Below are 24,879 nucleotides of genomic sequence, written 5' to 3'. Positions count from 1 at the left end.
TGTGTGTTGTCCCAGTGCGACCCTTGCCGTCTGGTCCTCGGCGTGGCTGCACGGCGCCGCCGCCTCCGACAACGCGCTCGACGCCCTGCTCGCGTGGGGCGAGGCGCACGAGGTGGTGGCGGCGGAGCAGTCCGTGGCGGACGTGTTCGACCTGCCGGTGACGGGCGACTTCCCCGCGACCCCCGTGCAGCTGTTCACCGCCCTGCGCAAGCTCGGCGCCACGGACGCCAGGCTCGTGCTCCCCGTTCCCGGCGACGTTCGCGGCCTCGGCGGCGGCGGGCCATTCACCGAGGCCGCCCTGCGCGCCGGTGAGGCCGTCGTGTTCCCCGGCCTCGGGTACGGCCTCGTGCCCCACGTGATCGCGGAAGGGCTCGTGCGCTGGACCGTGTATCCCGTGGCGACGGAGTCGCCGCTGGGTCACCTCGGCATCGCCGACGCCGAGCACGGTCTCACCGACGCGATCCGGGACAGCGCGGGCGCGCTGCAGTCGCTCGACGTGGCCAGCGACCGGCCGGGTGTGCGGGCCGAGCTGTCGGCGAAGCTCCGTTCGCGGCCCGCTCCCGACTGGCCGCCCGGCACCCCCGGCCGCGCGCTGCGCGTGCTGCAGCGGACCGAGGAGATCGGCGCGATCCTCGCGCTGGCCAACGCCGACGAACCGGGCGGCGCGCTGTCGGCGTCGGCGGCCACGCGCAGGGCCGACGCGCTGCGCCCGCTGTCCGAGGCGGTGCGCACCGCCCGCTGCGCGGCCGTGAACGAGGCCGTGCGCGTCTTCGCCGACCAGGCCAACCGGTCCTAGCCGACCTGGGACGGCCGCCGCACGGCTGCACAGCAGCCCACCGCGCACGGGTCTCCGTTGGCCGTGTCGCCCGCGGCGGGGAACGCCGAGAGCTTGCGGGCCTGCGCGCTCGCGGTGTGTTCCCGGACCAGCTCCACCACCAGCTCCGCGAAGCGCGGGTCGCCGTTGGGTGTCGCGGCGCGCGCGAAGCGCATGCCGAGCTCCCCGGCCCGCTCGGCGGCCTCGTTGTCGAGGTCCCAGATCACCTCGAGGTGGTCGGACACGAAGCCCACCGGGCACACCACGACGGACGTGACGCCCTTGGCGTGCAGCGTGTCGAGGTGGTCGACGATGTCCGGCTCCAGCCACGGCACCTGCGGCGGACCCGACCGCGACTGCCACACCACGTCGTAGCCCGCCACCCCGGCCTCGGCGGCGACGAGCCTGGCCGCCTCGGCGATCTGGCGGGAGTAGCGGTTGCCGCCCTCGGCGGGCGGGCCGGAGGTGACATCCGCCGACAGGGGCACCGAATGCGCGGTGAACACCGTGCGTGTTCCCTCGGCCTCGCCGAGCTCGGCGTGGGCGGCGCGCACGGCGTCGGCGAAGGAGGCCACGAACAGCGGGTGGTCGAAGAACTGCCGCAGCTTCACCAGTTCTGGTGCCCCGTCACCGACGGCGGCCCTCGCGCGCGCGATGTCCTCGTCGTACTGGCGGCACGCGGAGTACCCGCCGTAAGCGCTGGTCGGGAACACGAGCGCGCGGCGCACACCGTCGGCCTTCATGCGGGCGACGGTGTCCTCGACCATCGGGTGCCAGTTGCGGTTGCCGAAGTACACGGGCAGCTCGATGCCCTGTGCCGCGAGCTCCTTCTCCACGGCGGCGATCGCCTCGCGGTTGAGCCGGTTGATGGGTGACACCCCGCCGAAGTGGTGGTAGTGCTCGGCGACCTCGGCGAGCCGCTCGGGCGGCACGCCCCTGCCGCGCGTGACGTTCTCGAGGAACGGCATGACGTCGTCGGGCCCCTCCGGGCCACCGAAGGACAACCACAGCAGCGCGTCGTAGTTCACGCCTGTCATCCTCCCGCTGTGGCCGCCCCCACGCAGGACCGGGTCAGCGTTTTGTATCGATCGGTCCAAAACGCTACGGTGAGCCCATGCCACGGCCACGGGAGTTCGACGAGGCCGTCGCCGTCGAGAAGGCCATGCACGCCTTCTGGGACCACGGCTACGAAGGCACCTCCACCGCGCGGCTGTGCGAGGCGACCGGGCTGAGCCGCAGCAGCATCTACAACACCTTCAGCAGCAAGCACGCCCTGTTCCGGCTGTCACTGCGGCACTACATGGACAGTGCGACGCAGCGCAGGCTCGACCAGCTCGGCGGGGACCGGCCGGTCCGCGACAAGATCAGGGACCTGTTCGCCCAGACCATCGACGACGAGTTCCGCTCCCCACGCGGCTGCCTGGTCGTGAACACGGCCGCGGAGCTGGGCGGGCGCGACGCCGAGGTCAGCGAGGATCTCCGCCGCGACACCGAACGGCTCACCGCCGCGCTCCGCGACGCCATCGAGCGGGCAGGCGCGCCGGTGAGATCGCCGAGGACAAGGATCCCCTCACGCTGGCCCGACTCGTACACACCACGGCGGGCGGCCTGCGTGTGATGGCCCGCAGCGGCGCCGACCGAGCCGCGCTCGAGAACGTCGCCGAGGTCGCCCTCGCCACACTCTGACACCACCGGCGCCCGCGCCGGTCACCTGCGAAACGGCCCCCAAGGCCACCTTTGTTGCGCTCAACGCGACAAAGGTGGCCTTGGGGGCACGTGACAGGGCTACTGGCCGGTGGCGTGTACGCCCCCGTCGACCATGATCATCGAGCCGGTGGTGGCGGGCAGCCAGTCCGAGAGCGCCACGCAGATGCTCTTGGCGACCGGGGTCGGGTCGGTGGTGTCCCAGCCGAGCGGGGCTCGGTCGCCCCAGCCCTCCTCCAGCTCGCCGAAGCCGGGAATCGACTTCGCGGCCATGGTCTTGACCGGCCCCGCGGCGACGAGGTTCACGCGGATGCCCCGCGGCCCGAGGTCGCGCGCGAGGTAACGGTTCACCGACTCCAGCGCGGCCTTCGCCACGCCCATCCAGTTGTAGGCGGGCCATGCGACGCGCGCGTCGAAGTCCATGCCGACGATCGACGAGCCCGGCCCGAGCAGCGGCAGCACGGCCTTCGCCACCGCCTTGTACGAGTACGCCGACACGTCCACCGCCTTCACGACGTCCTCGGACGGCGCGTCCAGGAACGGGGCGCCGAGGCAGCTCGCCGGCGCGAAGGCGATCGAGTGCAGCACGCCGTCGAGGCCGTCGACGTGGTCCCGCACGCGGTCGGCCAGCGTGTCCAGGTGCTCCTGGTTCTGCACGTCCAGCTCGATCACCGGTGCGGGCTCGGGCAGCCGCTTGGCGATGCGCTCGACGAGCGACAGCCTCCCGAAGCCGGTGAGCACCACCTTCGCGCCCTGCTCCTGCGCGACCCTGGCCGCGTGGAACGCGATCGACGCGTCGGTGATCACGCCGGTGATCAGCAGCCGCTTGCCTTCGAGCAGTCCGGACAAGGAGTCCTCCACAAAGAAGTCGGTGGAACGAAAAAGGTCAGTGGCCCATGCCGAGGCCACCGTCGACGGGCAGCACCGCACCGTTGACGTAACCGGCCTCGTCGGAGGCAAGGAACCGCACCGCGTTGGCGACGTCGGCGGCCTCGCCGTAGCGCGCCGCGGGAATCTGGGCAAGCGCCGCCTTGCGCTGGTCCTCGGTCAGCTCGTTGGTCATGTCGGTGACGATGAAGCCCGGCGCCACGACGTTGGCCGTGATGTTGCGCGAGCCGAGCTCCCTGGTCAGCGACCGCGCGACGCCGACGAGCCCGGCCTTGCTCGCCGCGTAGTTCACCTGGCCCGCGCCGCCGCTGAGCCCGATCACCGACGAGATGAAGATGAACCGGCCCCACTTCGCGCGCAGCATGTGCCGCGACGCGCGCTTGGCGACCCGGTAGGCGCCGGTGAGGTTCGCGTCGACGACGCGCGTGAACTGCTCCTCGCTCATGCGCATGAGGAGCGTGTCGTCGGTGATGCCCGCGTTGGAGACGAGCACCTCCACCGGCCCCTGGTGCTCCTCGACCTGCTTGAACGCGGCGTCGATCTGCTCGGTGTCGGTGACATCGGCCTGCACACCGAACAGTCCCTCGGGGGCACCGGAGCCCCGGTGGGTCACCGCGACCCTGTGCCCGGCGTCGGCGAGACCGCGCGCGATCGCCAGCCCGATGCCGCGATTGCCGCCGGTGACCAGAACGGACCGTCCCACGTAGCAACTCCTCGTGTGCGAGCCTTGCTGTTGACGCCGTGAGGTTATCCGGTCGCGGCGCGCGGGTCGCGGGGGCAGCACCGATACCGCCAGGTAACCCGCATGGCGTTGACCACAACGGCGTACCGTGCCCGGCATGGCTGATCTCCGTCACGAGCCGGTGGTGCACATGCCGCTGCGGGTGCGCTACCACGAATGCGACCAGCAGGGCATCGTGTTCAACGCCCACTACCTCGCCTACGCCGACATGGCAGCCTTCGAGTTCTACAAGGTCGTGTTCGGGTCGACCACCTACATCACCGACCGCGGCGTCGACATGGTCGTGGCCGAGACCAACCTCGTCTACCGCAGTTCCGCGCGGTTCGAGGACGAGCTCGTGGTGAGCCTGAGCATCGAGCACATCGGCAACACCTCCCTCGTGCTGGGCATCCGCATCCACCGCGGCGACGAGCTCGTCCTCGAGGGAACCAACCGCTACGTGTGGGTGGACGTGGACTCGCACCGGCCCACGCCACCGCCCGACGACGTCCGCAAGCTGCTGGACGCCGCGGCGGCCTAACCCTCCTGGACGCCCGGCCTGCCGTCCTCGACGACGTAGCTGGCGCGGGTGCTGATCGGCGCGCCCGGCGTGGTCACGTGGGGCAGCACGCGGAAGTCGCTGCGCCAGCGCTGCCGGTTCACGTTCACGCGCACGTACCCGCGCTGCGAGTTGAAGAACTTCATGTGCGGGTTGGCGGCGAGGAAAGCGCGGCCCTGGTCGGTGATGTCGGCGCCGTCGCCGCCACTGGTGATCGACGTGCCGACGAACTCGCTGCCGACCGTGGCCGAGCTCGGGTCGGTGAAGTCGCGCTTGAGGTCCCAGGCGTAGTTCTGGTGCCGGTCGCCGGTGATCACCACGAGGTTGCGGACGCCGCGGTCCTGGGCCTCGGCGAGCACGCGGTCACGCTCGGCGGCGTAGCCGTCCCACGGGTCCATCCAGACCTCCGTGGCGGGGCCGGGGTCACGGTCGGTCTGGCCCATCGGAGCCTGGTTGCCGAGCACCTGCCACCGCGCGCTCGACGAGCTGAAGCCGTCGAGCACCCAGTCGCGCTGCGCCTCGCCGAGGATGGTGCGGCCGGGGTCGAGCCGGTCGGTGCAGACCGCCGACGCGCCGTCACCGCACGGCTGGTCGTCGCGGTACTGGCGGGTGTCGAGCATCGTGAAGTCGGCCAGCCTGCCGTAGGAGAGCCTGCGGTGCAGATGCACCTCCGGCCCGGACGGCAGCTGCGCGATGCGGAACGGCATGTTCTCGTACATGGCCTGGAACGCGGCGGCCCTGCGGGCCCGGAACGTCACCGGGTCCTCGTTGTTCTCCGAGATGTCGCCGGCCCAGTTGTTCTCCACCTCGTGGTCGTCGATCGTCATGATCCACGGGAAGCGGGCATGGGCCTCCTGCAACGGCGCCTCCGCCTTGTAGAGGCCGTACTGCAGGCGGTAGCGGGCGAGCCCGATGGTCTCGGTGTGGAACTTCGGGTCGGTGACGACCCCGCGGCGGTTGTTCGCGACGCTGTACTCGTAGAGGTAGTCGCCGAGGTGCACGACGAGGTCGAGATCCTCCCGCGCCATGTGCTCGTAGGCGGTGTAGTAGCCGTCCTGCCACGCCTGGCACGACGCGAACGCGAAGTTGAGCTCACGCGGATTGGACCACACGGCGGGCGTCGTCCTGGTGCGGCCCGTCATCGAGATCTCGCCGCCGGTGCGGAAGCGGTAGAAGTACTCGCGGTCGGGCGCGAGGCCGTGGACCTCCGGGTGCACCGAGTGCCCCAGCTCCGGGGTGGCGACGACGCTGCCCCTGCGGACGACGCCGCGGAACCGCTCGTCCACGGCCACCTCGTACTCCACCCTCACCGGCTTCGCCGGCATGCCGCCGGAGCCGTCGGCGGCGAACGGATCGGGCGCCACGCGGGTCCAGAGCACCACGCCGCCGGGCAGCGGGTCGCCGGAGGCCACGCCGAGCGAGAACGGGTTGGCCTTCAGCGCGGGCGCGGCGTACGAGCTCGCCGCGCTCCAGGCGCCGGTGCCGAGCAGCACGGCGGCGGCTCCGGCGCCGCCGTAGCCGAGGAACCGGCGGCGGGACACGGCGGAAGGGCGCGCGACCATAGGGGGTCCTCCTGTGGTGGGGAATCGGGATCGGCAGAATCGTTGTTCGCCGACATGGCCGCAGCGGGGCGCGGAACCGACGCGCGAGTGAACGGGAGAAGATCAACACTGTGTTCCGGATCGTCTTCTACCACCCCGAGATCCCGCCCAACACGGGCAACGCGATCCGGCTCGCCGCCAACACCGGGTGCGAGCTGCACCTGATCGAGCCGCTCGGCTTCTCGCTCGAGGACAAGTACCTGCGCCGCGCGGGCCTCGACTACCACGACCTCGCCGACGTCCACGTGCACGCCGACCTGGCGAGCGCGTGGAAGGCGCTGGCCCCGCGCGCGGTCTACGCCTTCACCACGAAGGCGACGCGCCGCCACACCGATGTCGCCTACGCCGAGGGCGACGTGCTGCTCTTCGGGCCTGAGTCGGTGGGCCTGCCCGAGGAGGTGCTGGCCGACCCGGTGGTGACCGACCGGCTGCGCCTGCCGATGCTGCCGGCCTCGCGCTCCCTCAACCTCACCAACACGGCGTCCATCGTGGTGTACGAGGCCTGGCGCCAGCTCGGGTTCGCGGGTTCCTGAGCGCCGCTCAGGGCAGGCGCTGGCCGAGGAACAGCGAGCTGCCCGCGGCCCCGATGAGCACGATCGTGCCGAGCACGACCCACGGCCTGCTGTTGTCGACGTTCTTGGTCTCGTAGCCGATCTGCTCGCCGAGGCTGGCGTAGACCTGTTTGAGCTCGTCGGCCGTGGCCGCCTTGTAGAAGTCGCCGCCGGAGAGGCGGGCGATCTCCCGCATCGAGGCGTCGTCCACCTCGACCGGGACCTCCTTGCCCTCGATCTCCACCGAGCCGTGGGAGGTGCCGAAGGAGATCGTCGTGACCGGGATGTCCTTCTGCTTGGCGACCCCGGCCGCGGTGAACGCTCCCCTCGGCGCGTACTCGTCCTGCGGCACGGTCTGCTTGCCGTCGGTCATCAGCACGATCCGGGCCGGAGGCGGTCCGTCCGCGCCACCGACGACCGAGGAGAAGCTCTCCACCGACTGCAGCGCGGCGAAGATCCCCTCACCGGTGGCCGTGGACTGCGCGAGCTTGAGGTTGTCGATCGCGTGCACGACACCGGCTCGTTCGGTGGTGGGAGCCACCAGCACGGTGGCGGTGCCGGCGAACGAGATCAGCCCCAGGTTCACGCCCGGGGTCAGGCCCTCCGCGAACGACCTCGCGGCGTCCTGCGCGGCCTTGAGGCGGGTCGGCTCGACGTCGGTGGCCTCCATCGACAGCGACACGTCGATCACCAGCATCACCGTGGCGCGGTTGCGCGGCACCTTCTGCTCGGCCGTCGGGCCCGCCAGCGCGAAGGTCAGCAGGATCAACGACACGATCAGCAGCGACGCCGGCACGTGCCGGGTCCAGCCCTGGCTGCGCGGGGCGACCCGCTCCAGCAGCGCCAGGTTGGAGAACCGCATCATGCGCCTGCGGCGGGCACGCATCGCGTACACGTAGCCCGCCACCACGAGGCCGACCACGATCAGGAGCAGGAACCACCACGGGGCGGCGAATCCGGTGAGGCTCATGAGGCGGCTCCCGACCAGCCGCGTTTGCGCGCGACCACGAACCGGACGACATCGGCGATCCAGTCGGAGTCGGTGCGCAGCACGAGGTGGCCCGCCCCGGCCTGGCGCAGCGCGCGGGCGACCTCGGTGCGGTGCGCGTGCGCGGCGGCGGCGAACTCCTTGCGCAGCAATGCCGACGCGTTGACCTCCCGCTGCCGCCCGGTCTCGGGGTCGGCGAGCACGACGCTGCCCACCTCGGGCAGGTCGACGTCGCGCGGGTCGAGCACCTCGATGGCCACGAGGTCGTGGCGTGCCGAGAGCGCCCGCAGCGGCCGCTCCCAGTTCGTGTCGCCGAGGAAGTCGGAGATCACCACGGCGAGGCCGCGCCGCCGGGGCGGCCTGCGCAGCTGCTCGATGAGCTGGGCGAGGTCGCCGCGCGTGCCCTCGGCGGCGCGCGGCAGCTCGGCGACCTTGCGAATGAGGTTGCGGGCGTGCGCGAGCCCGCCCCGCGGCGGGAGCCGGACGGTCTCGGCGCCGTTGGACAGCAGCGCGCCGATCCGGTTGCCGCCACCGCGGGTGAGGTGCGCGACCGCGGCGACCGCGCACACCACGAGGTCGCGCTTCTCGCACACGGCGGTGCCGAAGTCGAGGCTCGCGGAGAGGTCGGCGACCACCCACGTCTCCAGCTCGCGGTCGGCGATGCTCTCGCGAATGTGCGGGGTGGTGGTGCGCGCGGTGACCGCCCAGTCCATCCGGCGCACGTCGTCGCCCGGCTGGTACGGCCGCGCCTCCCCCGGCTCCGACCCCGGGCCCGGCACGAGGCCGAGGTGGTTGCCCTGGAGGAGCCCGTCGAGGCGGCGGCGCACGTCGAGCTCCAGCGTGCGCAGACCGGCCTCGAGCCGGTCGCCCCGCAGGATCGGTGGCGCCCAGCCGGGCCGCCCGCCCTTGTCGTCGTTGATGGCACCCATGACCGCGCGTTACCTGCCGGGCGCACCTGCCGCGACCGGCTGACCAGGCCCGCCCTGCGGCCGGGCCGAGACCTGGGGCAGCGGGACCGTCTGCAGGATCCGCGTCACGATGTGGTCCAGCGGCACGCCGTCGGCGAGCGCGTCGTAGGACAGCACGAGCCGGTGCCGCAGCACGTCGGGGACGACGTCGACCACGTCCTGCGGGAGCACGTAGTCGCGGCCGCGCACGAGCGCGAGCGCCCGCGCGGCGGCGATGATGCCGAGGCTCGCGCGCGGCGAGGCGCCGTAGGAAACCCAGCCCGCGACATCGGTCAGCCCGTGCTCGCCGGGCGTGCGCGTGGCCAGCACGAGCCGCACGACGTAGTCCACGAGCGCGTGGTGCACGAACACCTGCGAGGCCACGCCCTGCAGCCGCACCAGCTCGGCGGGGCTGAGCACCTCGTGCGGCTCGGGCGGGGTCACGCCCATGCGGTAGACGATCTCGCGCTCCTCCTCCGCGGTCGGGTACTCGACCACGATCTTGAAGAGGAACCGGTCGCGCTGGGCCTCCGGGAGCGGGTAGACGCCCTCGTTCTCGATGGGGTTCTGCGTGGCGAGCACCAGGAACGGGTCGGGCATCGGAAAGGTCTGGCCGCCGATCGAGACGTGCCGCTCGGCCATCACCTCGAGCATCGCCGACTGCACCTTCGCGGGTGCGCGGTTGATCTCGTCGGCGAGGACGAAGTTGGCCACGACGGGGCCCAGTTCGACGTCGAACTTCTCGCTGGCCTGCCGGTAGATCCGGGTGCCGAGGATGTCGGCGGGCACGAGGTCGGGGGTGAACTGCACGCGGGAGAACGAGCCGCCGACCACGCGGGCGAACGTCTCCACCGCGAGGGTCTTGGCCACGCCGGGCACGCCCTCCAGCAGCAGGTGCCCCTTTGCCAGCAGGCCCACCAGCATGCGCTCCACGAGCCGGTCCTGACCGACGATGACGCGTTTCACCTCGAACACCGTGCGCTCCAGCAGCTGCGCGTCACGTGCCGGGGTGCCTGGCTGGGCCGGGGCGGCGCCGTCGGAGTAGCCGGGCTCGGTCACACCTAACCTCCTCGCTGGTGATCTTCCTCTACGCCGTGTGACCGTACCCTCAGTGCCGGGCACGGTTGTTCGCGACCGTATCGCCCCAGCAAACCCGCTGACCGGTATGACCACTGTGAAGGCCAGCGGGGCGCTACCGGCCGGGCAGATCCTCCGGAGTGTCCACGTCGGCGGCCTCTCCCGGCAGTGCCGGTACGTCCACTATGGACAGCCCACCCAGCGTCCGGCGCAGCGACGCTCCCGCCGGGTCGGCGGGCAGGGCGGCGCGCAGCGCGGAGGTCCGCCAGACCCCGAGGAGCCACTGCCGCCGCCCCTCCTCGTCCACGAGTACTGCCCCGTCGGCGTCGCCGAGGGCGGACCGCAGCCTGCCGATGGTCCGGGAGGTGACCGCGGAGAGGTCGGCGGCGAGCACGGCCACGACCTCGGCGGTGACGAGTCCGAGCCCCGCGGCGAGCGCGGCGACCGGGCCGGAGCCCGGCGGGTCCTCCCTGGTCCAGCGCACGCCGGGCACGTCATCGCGCCGAGGGCCGACGACCACGACGGGATCGGCGGCGTGCAGCGCCGCGACGGCACGCAGCAGCAGCGGCATGCCGCCGACCTCGAGCATCGGCTTGTCCACGCCGGCGAGCCTGCGCGCGGCACCGCCCGCGAGCACGATGCCCGCCAGCGGCTGGGTCACCCGATCAAACGGGTCGCGTACGGCATGATGTCGCCGTAGCGTACCGGGACGACCCGCACGTACCCACCCGAGTACGGCGCCTCGATCATCTGGCCGCCGCCCAGGTAGAGCGCCACGTGGTGGATCCCGCTGGTGCCCCAGAAGAGCATGTCGCCGCGCCGCATCTGCGACAGCGGCACCTTGTAGCCCGCCTCGTACTGGTAGCCGCTGTAGTGCGGGAGTGCCTTGACCCCGGCGAAGGCGTAGATCATCAGGCCGGAGCAGTCGAAGCCGATCTTGTTGTAGTCGCCGTAGCTGTCGGCGACGCCGCCGTCGCGGATGCCGTAGGTGGGGCCGTAGGCGTTGCCGCCGCCCCACGCGTACTGCACGCCGAGCTGGGACATCGCCCGCGCGATCACCGCCTCGACGGTGGCGCCCGCCGGAGCCGATGACGGCCGGGACGCGACCGGGGCCGAGGAACCCGAGGAGCTCGACGACGCCGCGGCGAGCGCGGCCTGGCGGGCACGCTCGGCCTCCTCCGCCTCCTTCTGGGCGAGCCAGTCCTCGTACCGCGCGCGCTGGCCCTCGAGCCCGTCGACCCGGGACTGCGCCTCGTAGAGCAGCTGCTCGACCCGCGACTTCTCGGCCTCGATCTCGCCGGTGCGCGTGGCCTGGCCCTGCTGGGCCTCGATCGCGGCGACCTCGGCCTGGTCGGCCGCGACCTTCGCCTGCTCGGCCTCGGTGCGCCGCTGCTGGGCGAGCTGCAGCGCCTGACGCGCCGCGGCGTCCTTGTTGGACTTCTCGATCTGGGCACGCTGCATGCCCTCGAGCGCGTCCAGCTGGCTGCCGCTCACGGCCTCCAGCAGCTGCGCGCGGGCGAGCAGGTCGTCGGGGCTGTCGGAGCCGAGGTAGGCGCCGATCGAGCCGATCGTGCTGCCCTGCCGGTAGCTGCCTGCCACGAACTGGTCGAGGTCGGCCCTCGCGGCCTCGATGGCGGTGGCGGCGGCGTCGGCCTCGGTCCGCGCCGCGGCCGCGTCGCGCTCGGCCTGGTCGGCGGCGTCTCGCGCGAGCTGCATGTCGACGCGGGCCTTGTTGGCCTGCTCCATCTTCAGCTCGACCTCGGCCTGCAGCGCCATCAGGCGGGATTCGGCCTCGGCGAGCTGGTTGGTGAGCTGGCCGACCTCGCCCGCCCTGGCGTTGGCCTGGTCGCGGCTGGCCTCCAGCTCGGAGTCGCTCGGGTTCGGTGGGGGTGGCGGCACCGCGAGCCCGCCGCCCGCCGTGCCGAGCAGGGCGACCAGCGCCAGCGCGCCCACCACGACGCCACGGCGCAGTCCCGCGCCGAATCCGCCCCGCGACCGCTGGGACCCGTTCCGCCCGTTCGGCACAGACTCCACCTCCCCTTATGGTCCAGCAGAAACTGTGCCACTCAGAGCACAGCCACACCAGGCGTCACACCTGAAACTTCGTCATCGTGCGTTACATTTCCCCGTAATGGGGGATATCGGGCGTGGCCGATTCGTGATCAGGCGGTGACCACGCCGGGGAAACGAGGACGGGGCGCGCCGCGTCTCACCACTGGATCGTTCGTCTCACTGGGGGTACGCCATGCCGGCCACTCGGCGCGTCGCCGCGAGCTCGTTCGCGGTGCTCTGCTCGCTGGGCCTGGTGGTGGCCGTCACCGGGACGTTCCTGCCGTGGTTCCACTCGGGCACGGTCGAGCGCAGCAGCTACCACGCGGTAGGCCTCGTCGGGCATTTCGACCTGCTGGACAGCGCGCTCGTCACCGCGCTGCTCACCGGGTGGATCGCGGTGCCGCTGCTGTCCGCGGTGGCCGCCGGGCTGTTCGCCCTGCGGCTGCCGCGCACGGGCGCGGCGCTGGCCCTGGTCGTCGCGCTCGTCGTGGGAACCGTCTCGCTGCTCGCCGTCGTCCAAGGCGGCAGCCCGGGCCGGTTCGTCGGCGTGACGACCACCGGCCCGATCACCACCACCACAGGCATGGCCATCGCGCTGTGCGGGGCGCTCGGCGTACTCGTCGCCGTCCGTGGCGCCCGCCGCGGCATCCCGCCGCACCGGCACAGCGCGCTAGAGGGAAGAGCAGGTGTGCGACCGTGACCAGTCCAGGCCAAGGGGACCAGTGGTCCCCGCAGCAACCGGGCGGCTATCCGCCTGGCCAGCCCTACGGCGGCCAGCAGTACCCGCAGCAGTACCCGGGCCAGCAGTACCCGCACGACCCGCAGGCGGCCCAGGCGCAGTACCCCGGGCAGCAGCACCAGTATCCGCAGCAGCCCCACCCGCAGCCGTTCGACCCGGCCACCGCTCAGCAGCCGGGCTACCAGGGCCACCAGGGCCACCAGGGCTACCAGGGCTATTACGGGCAGCAGCAGGACGCCTTCCCGGTGCCGCCGCAGCAGGGCCCGCCCGCGAAGCGCAAGCGGGGGCTGATCATCGCGCTCGTCGCCGCCCTCGTGGTGGCCGGCGGCGGTGTCGCCAGCTGGTTCGCGTTCTGGCAGAGCGACTCCGTGGCCTCCGGCGCGGCGACGCCGAACGAGGCGGCGATGAACTTCGCCTCCGCGCTGGGCAGCGGTGATGTCGTCGGCTTGCTCGGCACGCTCACACCGGCCGAGGCGTCGCTGTTCACCGACCCGATCGGCGACGTCACCGGGGAGCTCAAGCGGCTCGGCATCCTCACGCAGGACGCGAACCCTGAGCAGATCACCGGGCTGCAGATCGAGACCGAGAACCTGAGGTTCGACGAGTCGCAGGCCGAGCAGGTCAACGACCACCTGACCATCACCAAGCTCACCGGCGGCAAGCTGACGCTCACGTCGGACCTGAGCCAGGTGCCGCTCGCCGACGAGTACCGGGACCTGGCGCTCGAGAGCGCCGACCTGGGCGGCCCCTCGATGGAGCCCCAGACCGAGACGATCGACATCGCCGAGGTGGTGCGCGAGACCGGTGAGCCGATCCGCATCGCGACGGTCAAGGTCGGCGACGAGTGGTACCCGAGCCTGCTCTACAGCATCGCCGACTACGCGCTGCTCGAGGCGGGCGAGGAGTGGCCGGCGCAGTCGATTCCGGCGAACGGCGCCGGCTCGCCGGACGAGGCCGTGCGCGCGACCGTGCAGGCCGCGCTCGACGGCGACCTGCGGCGCGTGGTGGAGCTGCTCCCACCGGACGAGATGGGCGTGCTGCACGACGTCGGCCCCGTGCTCCTCGACGCGCTCGGCGAGCCCTCCCCCGCCGGCGTGGAGATCAAGCGGCTGGAGACCGAGAACAGCGAGGTCACCGGCGGCACCAGGGCCACGATCACGGCGCTGGAGCTGGACATCGAGGGCCAGGGCACGTTCGAGTTGACCAAGGACGGCGACTGCTACGCGATGACCGTCCAGGGCCAGTCCGACCGGCTCTGCGCCGACCAGCTCGCGGCAATGGCGGCGGGCGAGACCGACGGGGACATGCCGCCGGAGCTGCAGCAGATCTTCACCAACGTGGGCGGCGGCATCATGGAGCAGGGTCTCGGCGTGGTCACCACGGAGGTGGACGGCAAACACTACGTCAGCCCGATTCGCACGTTCACCGAGTTCGGCATGACGTTCCTGCGCAGCATGCAGCCGGAGGACCTGAGGACGATCCTCGAGAACGCGAACTGATCTTCGTTCCTCGGAAAGGGCCCGGTACCACGTCGTGGTGCCGGGCCCTTCGCCACCTCCCCTTGAACCGAAAAAAGGACACGCGTACTGTTTAGGGCAGCAGGGCGTCATCGAGCCCACCTCTGCGGGCGCGACGGGGGTGCGCAAGACTCGGCCTGCGTACCCGACTGAACCGCCGCCGCATGGAGTTAGACGTGACTGCACCTGCCAGCAAGGACAGCTTCGGGGCTCGCGACACGCTGAAGGTCGGTGACGCCTCCTACGAGGTGTTCCGCCTCAACAAGGTCGAGGGCTCGCAGCGCCTTCCGTACAGCCTCAAGATCCTGCTCGAGAACCTGCTGCGGACGGAGGACGGCGCCAACATCACCGCCGACCACATTCGCGCTCTCGGCAACTGGGACCCGAAGGCGGACCCGTCGACGGAGATCCAGTTCACCCCCGCCAGGGTGATCATGCAGGACTTCACCGGCGTCCCGTGCGTGGTCGACCTCGCCACGATGCGTGAGGCCGTCACCGACCTCGGTGGCGATCCCGACAAGGTCAACCCGCTCGCGCCCGCCGAGCTGGTGATCGACCACTCCGTGATCATCGACGTCTTCGGCACCGCCGACGCGTTCGAGCGCAACGTCGAGATCGAGTACGGCCGCAACAAGGAGCGCTACCAGTTCCTCCGCTGGGGCCAGGGGGCCTTCGACGAGTTCAAGGTCGTCCCGCCCGGCACCGGCATCGTGCACCAGGTCAACATCGAGTACCTGGCCCGCACCGTCATGGCCCGCAACGGCCAGGCCTACCCCGACACCTGTGTGGGCACCGACTCGCACACCACCATGGTGAACGGGCTGGGCGTGCTCGGCTGGGGTGTCGGCGGCATCGAGGCCGAGGCCGCGATGCTCGGCCAGCCGGTGTCGATGCTGATCCCGCGCGTGGTCGGCTTCAAGCTGACCGGTGAGATCCCGGCCGGTGTGACCGCCACCGACGTCGTGCTGACGATCACCGAGATGCTGCGCCGCCACGGCGTGGTCGGCAAGTTCGTCGAGTTCTACGGCGAGAGCGTCGCCCAGGTGCCGCTGGCCAACCGCGCCACCATCGGCAACATGAGCCCCGAGTTCGGCTCCACCGCCGCGATCTTCCCGATCGACGACGAGACCATCCGCTACCTCAAGCTCACCGGCCGCTCGCCGGAGCAGCTCGCGCTGGTCGAGGCCTACGCCAAGGAACAGGGCCTCTGGCACGACCCGAGCCACGAGGCCGAGTACTCCGAGTACCTCGAACTGGACCTGTCCACCGTGGTGCCGTCGATCGCGGGCCCCAAGCGCCCGCAGGACCGCATCGAGCTCACCGACGCGAAGTCGTCGTTCCGCAAGTCGGTGCACGACTACGTCGAGGAGCAGTACCCGACGCCGCACACCAAGGTCGACGAGAAGGTCGAAGAGTCCTTCCCGGCCAGCGACGCGCCCGCGCTGTCGTTCGCGGAGGAGGATGCCGTCGCCTCGGTCCCCACTGCCGCCAACGGCGCGTCGGGCCGCCCGACCAAGCCGGTCACCGTGAGGTCGGAGGAGCGCGGGGAGTTCGTGCTCGACCACGGCGCCGTGGTGATCGCCTCGATCACCTCGTGCACCAACACCTCGAACCCGTCGGTGATGCTCGGCGCCGCCCTGCTCGCCAGGAACGCCGTCGAGAAGGGCCTCTCGGTCAAGCCGTGGGTCAAGACCTCGATGGCGCCCGGCTCGCAGGTCGTCACGAACTACTACGAGAAGGCCGGCCTCTGGCCGTACCTCGAGAAGCTGGGCTACCACCTCGTCGGCTACGGCTGCACCACCTGCATCGGCAACTCGGGCCCGCTGCCCGAGGAGATCTCCGCCGCGGTGCAGGAGAACGACCTGACGGTCGTGTCGGTGCTCTCGGGCAACCGCAACTTCGAGGGCCGCATCAACCCCGACGTGAAGATGAACTACCTGGCCTCGCCGCCGCTGGTCATCGCCTACGCGCTCGCGGGCACGATGGACTTCGACTTCGAGGAGCAGCCGCTCGGCGTCGACCAGCAGGGTAACGACGTCTTCCTGAAGGACATCTGGCCGACGCCGCAGGAGATCCAGCAGACGATCGACTCGGCGATCACGCAGGAGATGTTCAGCAAGGACTACGCCGACGTCTTCGACGGCGGCGAGCGCTGGAAGTCGCTGCCCACCCCGGAGGGCAAGACCTTCGCCTGGGACCCCGAGTCCACCTACGTCCGCAAGCCCCCGTACTTCGAGGGCATGACCGCGGAGCCCGCCCCGGTCACCGACATCAGCGGCGCGCGGGTGCTCGCCAAGCTGGGCGACTCGGTGACCACGGACCACATCTCGCCCGCGGGCGCGATCAAGGCCGACTCCCCCGCCGGCCGGTACCTGCAGGAGCACGGCATCGACCGCAAGGACTTCAACTCCTACGGTTCCCGGCGCGGTAACCACGAGGTGATGATCCGCGGCACGTTCGCCAACATCCGCCTGCGCAACCAGCTGCTCGACGACGTGCAGGGCGGCTACACGCGCGACTTCACGCAGGAGGGCGGCCCGCAGGCGTTCATCTACGACGCCGCGCAGAACTACGCGAAGGCCGGCATCCCGCTGGTCGTGCTGGGCGGCAAGGAGTACGGCTCCGGCTCCTCCCGCGACTGGGCCGCGAAGGGCACGAGCCTGCTCGGTGTCCGCGCGGTGATCGCCGAGTCGTTCGAGCGCATCCACCGCTCGAACCTGATCGGCATGGGTGTGATCCCGCTGCAGTTCCCCGAGGGCGAGTCGGCGAAGTCGCTGGGCCTCGACGGCACGGAGACCTTCGCGATCGCGGGCATCACCAAGCTCAACGAGGGCGAGACGCCGCGCACCGTCAAGGTCACGGCGACCAAGGCCGATGGGGCCACCGTCGAGTTCGACGCCGTGGTGCGCATCGACACCCCCGGTGAGGCGGACTACTACCGCAACGGCGGCATCCTGCAGTACGTGCTGCGGAAGATGACCCGTAGCTGAGCGGTGCCAGTGGCGTGAGACGGCCCGGTTCCCCTCAGGGGAGCCGGGCCGTCTCACTGAATACGGAGGCGAGAACGTGCCCGAGGTGCTCGTGGGACTGGTGGTGCTCGCCGGCGCGCTGGTGCAGGGCGCGGTCGGCTACGGCATGAACCTCGTCGCGGTGCCGCTGGTCGCACTGATCGACCCGAGGTTCCTGCCGGTGCCGCTGCTGCTGATCGCCAGCGCGCACGGCCTGCTGGCGCTGGCACGGGAGCACGGCGACACAGACTGGAGCGGCGTGGGCTGGGCGATGCTCGGCAGGGTTCCTGGCACGGCGCTCGGCGTGCTCGCGGTGGCGACGCTCGCCGAACGCCCGTTCTCGGCGGTCGTGGGCGCGGCCGTGCTCGCGTGCGTGGTGCTGTCGGTGCTGTCGTGGCGGCCCCGGCCGACACGGGGCCCGCTGCTGGTCGCCGGGGTCGCGAGCGGCGCGTTCAGCACCGCGGCCTCGATCGGCGGCCCGCCGATCGCCCTGCTGTACCAGCACTCCCCGGGCCCGACGATCCGCGCGACGCTCGCCGCGACCTTCGGGCTCGGCACTCTGCTCTCCCTGGTGGGACTCGGCCTCGGTGGTCAGGTGCACGTCACGCACTTCGCGTTCGCGGCGTGGCTGTTGCCGTTCCTGCTGGCCGGGTTCCTGCTCTCCGGCCCCGCGCGCCGCTTCCTCGACGGTGGCCGCATGCGCGTCGCGGTGCTCGTGATCGCCGGGGGCAGCGCGCTGGCGCTGCTCGTCCGTGCCGCGGTCGGCTGAGCCACGCTCTCATGCGCCGATGATCGGCTCCAGGTAGCCGCGCAGGGCGCGTTTCAGCTCGGTGATCCAGACCTCCCGCTCAGCCTCCGGCGCGGCGACGACCGTGTTCAGCAGCGCACCGAAGATCTGCGTCGCCACCACCGCCGTGGTCCGCACGCTCTCCTCGGACATATCGGGCGCGCGGGTCGCGAGCACCTCCGCGATCTTGCCGACCACCGCCTGGTGCAGCTGCCGCGTCGGCGCCGCGAGACGCTCGGGCATGTCGGCGGCGTTGAACAGCGCCTTGAAACCCGGGTTCGCCACGTTCACCTCGATCATCGGCCCGATCATGCGGTCGATCAGGTCCGGTAGCGGCAACGTCGCGAAGCCGGGGTCGAACGCCTTGTCGTGCGCGGCCTGCAGCGCCGCGCGGTACCGCTGCGCCAGCACCTCGGCGATCGCCTCCTTGTTGGCGAAGAACTGGTAGAGCGTGCCGGGCGAGACACCCGCCCTCGCCGCGATGGCGTTGGTCGTCGCCTTCGCGTACCCGGTCTCGGCGAACACCTCCGCCGCCGCGTCCGCGAGCTGTTCCATCCTTCGCCGGCCGCGTTCCTGCCGCTTGCGCTCCGGTTGCTGACCCGCCACCCCGGCATCACCTCTCGCGCTGGTTGACAAACACGAGCAATCACTCGTAATTTCGAACACGAGCGATCACTCGCCTTTTCTTCAGCTTAGCGCCTCCCGAGGAGAACAACCCGTGTCCAGACCGTTTCCCCGCCCGTCCGCCCTGGAGCGGCTCGGCCGGTTCACCGTGCGCCGCCGACGATGGGTGCTCACCGTCGGCGTCCTCGTCACCCTCCTGTCCGGCGCCTTCGGCGCCGGTGCGCTGAACGCGCTGTCGCTGTCGCGGATCGACGCTCCGGGCTCGGAATCCGACCGGGCGAGGATCGCCCTCGCCGAGCAGTTCGACACCGGCTACCCCAACCTGACCTTCCTGGTCACCGCGAACGAGGGCACCGTCGACGACGCGGGCGTGCGCGCCGCGGGCGAGGAGCTCACCCGCGCGATCGCCGCCGAGCCCGGCGTCGCCGAGGCCGGTTCCTACTGGTCGCGCGGCCATAGCCCGGCGCTGCGCAGCGAGGACGGCACGCAGGCGCTGGTGCTGGTCCGCGTGCCCGGCGACGTGAACGAGGCGCGCGAGCGCGTCGGCGAGCTCGCCGAGCGCTACGCCCGCGACGGCACCGTGATCGACGTCCGGGCCGGGGGCCAGGACGAGGTTTTCCGCGAGATCGGCGCCGAGTCCCGGCAGGACTTCCTGCGCGCCGAGATCATCGTGATCCCGCTGGTGTTCGTGCTGCTGATGCTGTTCTACCGGCGCGTGACCCTCGCGCTCGTGACGCTGGGCGTCGGCGTCTTCTCGATCGTCGGCACGCTCGCCGCGCTGCGCGGCGTCGCCTCGGTCACCACCGTGTCCACGTTCGCCGCCAACATCGCGCTCGTCATGGGACTCGCGCTGGGCGTGGACTACTGCATGTTCCTCATCGCGCGCTTTCGCGAGGAGCTCGCGCGCGGCCGTGACGTCGGCGACGCCGTCACCATCGCCGTGCGGACGGCGGGCCGCACGGTGCTGTTCAGCGGGCTGACCGTGGCGATCTCGCTGCTCTCACTGATGTTGTTCCCGCTGCCGTTCCTGCGGTCGTTCGGCTACGGCGGCGCGTTCGTGGTGCTCACGGCGGTCGGCGGAGCGCTGGTGCTGCTGCCCGCCGCGCTCGCCACGCTCGGCAGGCGTGCCGCGTACCGGCCGGGCCGCGAGCCGAGGCACACGGAACGCGGCGGCTGGTACCGCCTCGCGAACGCCGTGATGCGCCGTCCCGCGCTCACCGGCGGGCTGATGCTGCTGCTCGTGCTCGTGCTGTCCGCACCCGTCACCGGGCTGCGGTTCGGGATGCCCGACGCGCGGATCCTGCCCGCCGACTCCAGCAGCCGGGCAACCGCCGACGAGATCAGGGCCGGGTTCGCGCAGGAGGAGTCCGACGCGCTCTACCTCGTCGCTCCCACCGCCGGGAGAGTCGACGTCGCCGGCTATGCCGCAGCGTTGTCCGAAGTGGACGGCATCACCCAGGTCGACGCCGCCGAAGGATCCTTTGTGGACGGCGAGCGCATCTCGGCCGCCGTGGACCCGGGCCGGTTCACCGCGGACGGCGGGACGTTCCTCGTCGCCATCCCAGCCCAGCAGGCGCTCGAAGGCGACCCCGTGGACCTCGTCGCGAGCGTGCGCGCGGTCGGGGCGCCGTTCGACGTGCTGATCGGCGGCACACCCGCGGAGATGGTCGACTGGCGCACCGACATGACCGAGCGCATGCCGCTGGTGCTCGCGACTATCCTGGTGCTGACCTTCGTGATCCTGTTCCTGATGACCGGCAGCGTGCTGCTGCCGCTGAAGGCGACCGTGCTGAACCTGCTCAGCATGGGCGTGATGTTCGGAGTCCTGGTGTGGGTCTTCCAGGACGGCAACCTCTCCGGGCTGCTCGGCTTCACCGCGACCGGCACCCTCGAGTCCAGCATCCCGATCCTGATGTTCTGCATCGTCTACGGGCTGTCGATGGACTACGAGGTGTTCATCGTCTCGCGCATCAGGGAGGAGTACCTGCGCACGGGAGACAGCCGAGCGGCGGTGCCGCTGGGCCTGCAGCGCAGCGCGCCGCTCATCACCACCGCGGCCGTGATCCTCGCGGCGTCGTTCGCGGTGTACGCCACGGGCGGCGTGGTGTACCTCAAGATGATCGGCGTCGGCATGGCCGTGGCGGTGCTGGTGGACGCGCTGCTGATCCGGGGCATCCTGCTGCCCGCGTTCATGCGGCTGGCCGGTGGCGCGAACTGGTGGGCGCCGCCGGTGCTGCGCCGGGCGCACGAGCGCTTCGGGATCTCCGAGGCGGAACCGGACGCCGCGCCCGGCGGGCGCCTTCCGGTGGCCGCCGGGAGGTAGCGCGCACGAAGAGGCCCGTGCGGTGCGTCCCTCACCGCACGGGCCCCGGACCCCGCACTACTGCGGGGCGTCGAAGGGTCGCGTGTCCGGCTGGTAGACCTTGCCGCGCGGCGGCACCGTCAGGTTCACCAGGTAGTCCGACACCGCGCGGTCCACTCCCCCGGAGTCGCCGAGGATGCAGTGACCGAAGGCGTTCACCGACAGCAGCCGCGAGTAGCCCAGCTCGTCCGCCATGCGCTTGGAGAACTCGTAGCGCGTCGCCGGGTCGTAGTAGTTGCCGACCACGAGCACCGGGTTCTCGGTGGCGGCGTTCCACGGGCCCCGGTAGGTCTCCTTGCCGCCCTTCCACAGCGGGCACGCTGCCGGGTCGGCGAACGCCTGGTACCGGCCGAACGCCGGCGCGGTCTTCTCCCAGCGGGCCGCGATCTCGGGCAGCTGCCCGGACGGGTAGCCGAACGGCTTGTCCGCGCAGTTCACGGCGAAGTACGAGTCGTCGGAGGTGTACTCACTCTCCGGCCGGACGTCGTGGTGCACCTTCTGCTTCGGGTTGAGCAGCGTGCCCAGATCGCGCGCGTTCACCACCTTCGGCGCCGTGTTCGGCGGCGGCTTCACCACGCCGTAGAGCTGCTGGAGATCCTCGGCGAGCCCCGCGAACGAGCTCGGCGAGTACAGCGTGCCGCCGATGCCGCTGATGAACGAGTTGAGGTCCACCGACGAGCCGTCCGGCAGGTTCACCGGCTGCTGCCGGATGCCGCGCAGCAGCTCGTCGAACTTCTGCCTCGGGTTGCCCTCGCCGAAGGCGCACTGCGTCCGCGCCTTGGCGCATTCGGTCAGGAACGCGTCCAGCGCGTGCTCGAAGCCCTCTGCCCGCTGCTGGTCGTAGCGCAGTCCGTCGCTCGTGCGCAGCGCCGGGTCGACGTTGCCGTCGAGCACCATCGTCCGGACTCTGTCGGGGAAGAGGTTCGCGTAGGTGGCGCCGAGCAGCGTGCCGTAGGAGAACCCGACGTAGTTCAGCTTCTCGTCGCCGACCGCGTCGCGCAGCACGTCGAGGTCCCTCGCCACGTCCTGTGTGGACATGTGCTCCAGCAGGGAGCCCGCGTTGCGCTGGCAGAACTCGCCGTAGTCCCGGTAGGTGCTCAGCGCGTCGGAGATCTCCTGCCGCGTCGACGGCACGGGCACGAGCCGTGCCTGGACGTCCTCGGCGTCCTCGGACGTGGTGAAGCAGCGCAGCGGAGTCGAGTCGCCCACGCCGCGCGGGTCGAAACCGATGATGTCGAACCGGTCGAGCACCGCCGGCTCGAAGAACTGGTCGGCCGACATCGGCATCGTGACACCGGAGGCGCCGGGACCGCCGGGGTTGAGGAACAGCGACCCGAGCTTCTGGTCCGGCTTGTTCGCCTCCCGGCGCATGAGCGCGAGGTCCATCGTGCCGAGCGCGGCGTTGTCGTGGTCGATCGGCACGCGGTAGGTCGCACAGCTGTACGTCCCCGGCGCCTGTGCCACCCGCGCCTGCTCGCACGACTCCCACGTGATCTTCGCCTGTCCCTGGGCCGCCGCCGTTCCCGGGACGCCCGCGAGCGCCACCCCCACGAGCAGTGTGCCGACTCCAGCCGCGGCTCTACTTGCCTTGCGCACCCGTTCCCCTTCGATGCCGTCGCCGGTAACCACGGCGAAGAATGGCACAGCGCGCTGCGCCGGGCTGCCACCCGAAGGGCTGGTTCAGGGTTGTTCGCCCGTTGGTGGGTCACTCGGCGAGAGGACGAAGATCGGCAGCTCGCGGCCCGCTTCGGCGCGCTCCATCTCGTAGCCGGGCCAGAACCCGGTCAGCTCGCGCCACATCGCGTCGCGCTCGTGGCCCTTGAGTTCCCTGGCCCTGGTGGCTACTTTCCGGCCGCGCACGAGCACCGTCGCCTCCGGGTGCGCGCGGAGGTTGAACGTCCACGCCGGATCGCGCTCCCTGCCCCAGTTCGACCCGGTCACCACGTAGTCGGAGCCGTGGGGGAAGTAGAGCAGGTTGGTGTCGCGGGGCAGGCCCGACTTGCGGCCCAGCGTCGTGAGCCGCAACGACGGCAGGCCCGCGATCCCGACCAGGCTGGCCCGCCCCCGCGACACCCTGTGCAGCCTGTGGTCCGCCCAGACGATCGCGGAGGCGAGTTTCATCAGCCACGGGCGCTTGCCCAGCGCACGGGCGAGCACCGGTAGTGGGTTGCGCATGCTCCTATTCGATCATGAGGAGCCTCAGGAGACGGCGCGCGAGAGCGACACGCCGAACAATCCCCGCTCATCGGTCCACCAGCGCTCGACCGCGAGTCCCGCGTCGGCCAGCTCGGCCCGCACGCCCTCTGGCCGGAACTTCGCCGAGATCTCCGTGCGCACGTGCTCCCCCGCCGCGAACGTCACCTCCATGCCCGCGCCGGGAATATGCACGCGGGTGGCCGCCCGCGCACGCAGGCGCATCTCGATCCACTCGTTCTCCGCGTCCCAGTGGGACACGTGCTCGAACGCCGCCGGATCGAAGTCCGCCCCGAGCCGCTCGTTGAGCACTCGCAGCACGTTGCGGTTGAACTCGGCCGTCACGCCCCGCGCGTCGTCGTAGGCGCGCACGAGCGTGCCCTCGTCCTTCACCAGGTCGGTGCCGAGCAGCAGCCACTCCCCCTCGGTCAGCACGTCGCGCACCGAGCGCAGGAACTTCGCGCGGTCGGCGGGCAGGAAGTTGCCGATGGTGCCACCGAGGAAGGCCACGATCCTCGGCCGCTCACCCGGCAGGAGCCCCAGGTGCTCGGTGAAGTCGCCGACCACCCCGCGCACGGTGAGCGCCGGGTAGTCGCGCGCGATCGCGTCGGCGGCCTCGGCCAGCGCCGACTCCGACACGTCGAGCGGCACGAACTCCTCGAGGGTGCCGTACGCGCCGAGCGCGTCGAGCAGCAGCCGGGTCTTCTCGCTCGACCCGGAGCCGAGCTCGACGAGCGTGCGCGCACCCGTCACCGCCGCGATCTCGGGCGCCTCGCGGCGCAGCACCTCGCGCTCGGATCGGGTCGGGTAGTACTCCGGCAGCTCGGTGATGCGCTCGAACAGCTCGCTGCCGCGCGCGTCGTAGAACCACTTGGAGGGCAGCCACTTCTGCGCCGCGGACAGGCCCTCGCGCACGTCCTCGCGCAGCGCCTCGGTGACGTCCTCGCCGCTGTGGTGCACGTCGAGATCCACGTCGCTCACGCCTGACTCCGATCCTCGTCCAGTGAGATCATTTCCACCGTGTGCGGCGTGCCCCGCCGCGCGACCACCAGGTGGCGGTCGGGTACCGGGCGCCAGCCCGGGTCGTCGTCCGGCGGCTCCGACGCCACCAGCACGCCCGCCGCCGTCGTCCGGACGGAGAGCGCGTGGGTCCACGCCGTGCCGATCACCAGGTCCTCGCCCGCCAGCAACAGGTTCAGCCGGGAACCGGGTGCCGCCCGCTCGATGTCGGTGACGAGCCCGGCGACCACGCCCACCGGGTCGGCCCCGCCGCGCAGCCGGTCGCGCAGCAGCGCCCACAGCAGCGCCGAGTCCGTGGGCGCCTCCAGCGCCAGCAGCTCGGTGACGGGCAGCTTCTCGGCGAGCCCGGCGACCGAGGCCGGCCAGCCGCGCACCACGCCGTTGTGGCTGAACAGCCACCGCTCGTCCGCGAACGGGGCGCACGCCGCCTCCGTCACCGGCATGCCCGTGGTGCCCGAGCGCACCGCCGCGACGAATGCCCCCGCGCGCACCGTCTCCGCGATCCTCGGCAGGTTCTCGTCCGTCCACAACGGACTCGCGCGGCGGTACCGGACGGGCCTGCCGTCGCCGGCGAACCAGCCGAGGCCGAAGCCGTCGGCGTTGACGGTGCCCCCCTTGCGCATGTCCTTCGGCGCGTGGGACTGCACGAGCAGCGAGTGCGGCGCCGTGAACACCGCCTCAGACGGCGAGCACGGTTCACCGAGGTAGGCCAGATGGCGGCACACCG

23 protein-coding genes are annotated in these 24,879 nt (G+C 71.4%); 9 read left to right on the top strand and 14 right to left on the bottom strand.

Annotated features, from left to right (window positions below; all coding sequences use genetic code 11):
- Position 1: 1 nt before the first annotated feature.
- Positions 2-796 (top strand): hypothetical protein, encoded by a 795-nt coding sequence (locus DI005_RS05715; RefSeq protein WP_112269594.1) that lies wholly within the window; start codon positions 2-4, stop codon positions 794-796.
- Here DI005_RS05715 and DI005_RS05710 read toward each other — a convergent pair.
- Entirely contained in the window at positions 793-1,842 is a 1,050-nt protein-coding gene (locus DI005_RS05710; protein WP_113641440.1) for a ferrochelatase, read from the bottom strand. The genes DI005_RS05715 and DI005_RS05710 overlap by 4 nt on opposite strands.
- Positions 1,843-1,928: 86 nt before the next feature.
- Here DI005_RS05710 and DI005_RS05705 point away from each other — a divergent pair, with 86 nt between their 5' ends.
- Positions 1,929-2,432 (top strand): TetR/AcrR family transcriptional regulator, encoded by a 504-nt coding sequence (locus DI005_RS05705; protein ID WP_233520003.1) that lies wholly within the window; start codon positions 1,929-1,931, stop codon positions 2,430-2,432.
- Positions 2,433-2,599: 167 nt separating this feature from the next.
- Here the strand turns inward: DI005_RS05705 and fabI are convergent, their stop codons facing one another.
- Together fabI and fabG are read right to left on the bottom strand one after the other, a co-directional pair.
- Entirely contained in the window at positions 2,600-3,367 is a 768-nt protein-coding gene (gene fabI, locus DI005_RS05700; RefSeq protein ID WP_113641486.1) for an enoyl-ACP reductase FabI, read from the bottom strand.
- 37 nt (positions 3,368-3,404) lie between these two features.
- Positions 3,405-4,109, bottom strand: a complete 705-nt coding sequence (gene fabG, locus DI005_RS05695) for a beta-ketoacyl-ACP reductase (protein WP_113641439.1) — start codon at positions 4,107-4,109, stop codon at positions 3,405-3,407.
- Between the two features lie 136 nt (positions 4,110-4,245).
- On the opposite strand from fabG, the gene DI005_RS05690 reads away from it, so the two are divergent.
- Positions 4,246-4,668, top strand: coding sequence for a thioesterase family protein (locus tag DI005_RS05690; protein ID WP_112269044.1), 423 nt, complete (start codon positions 4,246-4,248; stop codon positions 4,666-4,668).
- Here the strand turns inward: DI005_RS05690 and DI005_RS05685 are convergent.
- Positions 4,665-6,248 (bottom strand): alkaline phosphatase, encoded by a 1,584-nt coding sequence (locus tag DI005_RS05685; protein WP_112269042.1) that lies wholly within the window; start codon positions 6,246-6,248, stop codon positions 4,665-4,667. The genes DI005_RS05690 and DI005_RS05685 overlap by 4 nt on opposite strands.
- Positions 6,249-6,358: 110 nt before the next feature.
- Between DI005_RS05685 and DI005_RS05680 the strand changes: the two genes are divergently transcribed.
- Positions 6,359-6,820 carry a tRNA (cytidine(34)-2'-O)-methyltransferase gene (locus DI005_RS05680; RefSeq protein WP_112269040.1) on the top strand — a complete coding sequence of 154 codons (462 nt, stop codon included), beginning with the start codon at positions 6,359-6,361 and terminating at the stop codon, positions 6,818-6,820.
- Positions 6,821-6,827: 7 nt separating this feature from the next.
- Here the strand turns inward: DI005_RS05680 and DI005_RS05675 are convergent, their stop codons facing one another.
- The 5 genes from DI005_RS05675 to DI005_RS05655 form a co-directional block, all read right to left on the bottom strand.
- The gene (locus tag DI005_RS05675) at positions 6,828-7,808 is read right to left on the bottom strand and encodes a VWA domain-containing protein (RefSeq protein ID WP_113641438.1); all 981 of its coding nucleotides are present in this window, start codon (positions 7,806-7,808) and stop codon (positions 6,828-6,830) included.
- Positions 7,805-8,755 (bottom strand): DUF58 domain-containing protein, encoded by a 951-nt coding sequence (locus tag DI005_RS05670; RefSeq protein ID WP_113641437.1) that lies wholly within the window; start codon positions 8,753-8,755, stop codon positions 7,805-7,807. The genes DI005_RS05675 and DI005_RS05670 overlap by 4 nt, the downstream gene beginning before the upstream one ends.
- A 9-nt stretch (positions 8,756-8,764) precedes the next feature.
- Entirely contained in the window at positions 8,765-9,832 is a 1,068-nt protein-coding gene (locus DI005_RS05665; RefSeq protein ID WP_112269034.1) for a MoxR family ATPase, read from the bottom strand.
- A 133-nt stretch (positions 9,833-9,965) separates the two neighbouring features.
- Positions 9,966-10,511: a molybdenum cofactor guanylyltransferase gene (locus DI005_RS05660; RefSeq protein WP_113641436.1), complete on the bottom strand. Its 546-nt coding sequence runs from the start codon at positions 10,509-10,511 to the stop codon at positions 9,966-9,968.
- Entirely contained in the window at positions 10,508-11,875 is a 1,368-nt protein-coding gene (locus DI005_RS05655; RefSeq protein ID WP_199542530.1) for an NlpC/P60 family protein, read from the bottom strand. Before DI005_RS05655 ends, DI005_RS05660 begins: the two co-directional genes overlap by 4 nt.
- Positions 11,876-12,095: 220 nt before the next feature.
- Here DI005_RS05655 and DI005_RS05650 point away from each other — a divergent pair, with 220 nt between their 5' ends.
- From DI005_RS05650 to DI005_RS05635, 4 genes are all read left to right on the top strand, one after another.
- Positions 12,096-12,602 carry a hypothetical protein gene (locus DI005_RS05650; RefSeq protein WP_113641435.1) on the top strand — a complete coding sequence of 169 codons (507 nt, stop codon included), beginning with the start codon at positions 12,096-12,098 and terminating at the stop codon, positions 12,600-12,602.
- Positions 12,599-14,140 carry a flagellar basal body protein FliL gene (locus tag DI005_RS05645; RefSeq protein WP_112269030.1) on the top strand — a complete coding sequence of 514 codons (1,542 nt, stop codon included), beginning with the start codon at positions 12,599-12,601 and terminating at the stop codon, positions 14,138-14,140. The genes DI005_RS05650 and DI005_RS05645 overlap by 4 nt, the downstream gene beginning before the upstream one ends.
- A gap of 194 nt (positions 14,141-14,334) precedes the next feature.
- Positions 14,335-17,148, top strand: a complete 2,814-nt coding sequence (locus tag DI005_RS05640; protein ID WP_112269028.1) for an aconitate hydratase — start codon at positions 14,335-14,337, stop codon at positions 17,146-17,148.
- 76 nt (positions 17,149-17,224) lie between these two features.
- The gene (locus tag DI005_RS05635; RefSeq protein WP_112269026.1) at positions 17,225-17,935 is read left to right on the top strand and encodes a sulfite exporter TauE/SafE family protein; all 711 of its coding nucleotides are present in this window, start codon (positions 17,225-17,227) and stop codon (positions 17,933-17,935) included.
- 9 nt (positions 17,936-17,944) lie between these two features.
- Here the strand turns inward: DI005_RS05635 and DI005_RS05630 are convergent, their stop codons facing one another.
- Positions 17,945-18,559, bottom strand: a complete 615-nt coding sequence (locus tag DI005_RS05630) for a TetR/AcrR family transcriptional regulator (protein ID WP_228713939.1) — start codon at positions 18,557-18,559, stop codon at positions 17,945-17,947.
- A gap of 112 nt (positions 18,560-18,671) precedes the next feature.
- On the opposite strand from DI005_RS05630, the gene DI005_RS05625 reads away from it, so the two are divergent.
- Positions 18,672-20,900, top strand: coding sequence for an MMPL family transporter (locus DI005_RS05625; protein ID WP_113641434.1), 2,229 nt, complete (start codon positions 18,672-18,674; stop codon positions 20,898-20,900).
- A gap of 57 nt (positions 20,901-20,957) precedes the next feature.
- Here DI005_RS05625 and DI005_RS05620 read toward each other — a convergent pair whose 3' ends face one another.
- From DI005_RS05620 to egtC, 4 genes are all read right to left on the bottom strand, one after another.
- The gene (locus tag DI005_RS05620) at positions 20,958-22,535 is read right to left on the bottom strand and encodes an alpha/beta hydrolase (protein ID WP_113641485.1); all 1,578 of its coding nucleotides are present in this window, start codon (positions 22,533-22,535) and stop codon (positions 20,958-20,960) included.
- 84 nt (positions 22,536-22,619) lie between these two features.
- The gene (locus DI005_RS05615) at positions 22,620-23,114 is read right to left on the bottom strand and encodes a nitroreductase family deazaflavin-dependent oxidoreductase (protein WP_112269020.1); all 495 of its coding nucleotides are present in this window, start codon (positions 23,112-23,114) and stop codon (positions 22,620-22,622) included.
- A 24-nt stretch (positions 23,115-23,138) separates the two neighbouring features.
- On the bottom strand, positions 23,139-24,113 hold the full coding sequence (gene egtD, locus DI005_RS05610; protein WP_113641433.1) for an L-histidine N(alpha)-methyltransferase: 975 nt from the start codon (positions 24,111-24,113) through the stop codon (positions 23,139-23,141).
- Positions 24,110-24,877, bottom strand: coding sequence for an ergothioneine biosynthesis protein EgtC (gene egtC, locus DI005_RS05605; protein WP_112269016.1), 768 nt, complete (start codon positions 24,875-24,877; stop codon positions 24,110-24,112). Before egtC ends, egtD begins: the two co-directional genes overlap by 4 nt.
- Between the last annotated feature and the right edge of the window lie 2 nt (positions 24,878-24,879).

Source organism: Prauserella sp. PE36, assembly GCF_003311655.1.
Lineage (GTDB): Bacteria > Actinomycetota > Actinomycetes > Mycobacteriales > Pseudonocardiaceae > Prauserella_A > Prauserella_A endophytica.
Note: the sequence above shows the minus strand (reverse complement) of the source record. Positions and strands in the feature narration are given on the sequence as shown.

Excerpts from the sequence above, each read along its gene's own strand:
- DI005_RS05615 (WP_112269020.1), bottom strand. The coding sequence starts at position 23,114 with ATGCGCAACCCACTACCGGTGCTCGCCCGTGCGCTGGGCAAGCGCCCG.
- DI005_RS05705 (WP_233520003.1), top strand. The coding sequence starts at position 1,929 with ATGCCACGGCCACGGGAGTTCGACGAGGCCGTCGCCGTCGAGAAGGCC.
- DI005_RS05685 (WP_112269042.1), bottom strand. The coding sequence starts at position 6,248 with ATGGTCGCGCGCCCTTCCGCCGTGTCCCGCCGCCGGTTCCTCGGCTAC.
- DI005_RS05675 (WP_113641438.1), bottom strand. The coding sequence starts at position 7,808 with ATGAGCCTCACCGGATTCGCCGCCCCGTGGTGGTTCCTGCTCCTGATC.
- DI005_RS05650 (WP_113641435.1), top strand. The coding sequence starts at position 12,096 with ATGCCGGCCACTCGGCGCGTCGCCGCGAGCTCGTTCGCGGTGCTCTGC.
- DI005_RS05690 (WP_112269044.1), top strand. The coding sequence starts at position 4,246 with ATGGCTGATCTCCGTCACGAGCCGGTGGTGCACATGCCGCTGCGGGTG.
- DI005_RS05670 (WP_113641437.1), bottom strand. The coding sequence starts at position 8,755 with ATGGGTGCCATCAACGACGACAAGGGCGGGCGGCCCGGCTGGGCGCCA.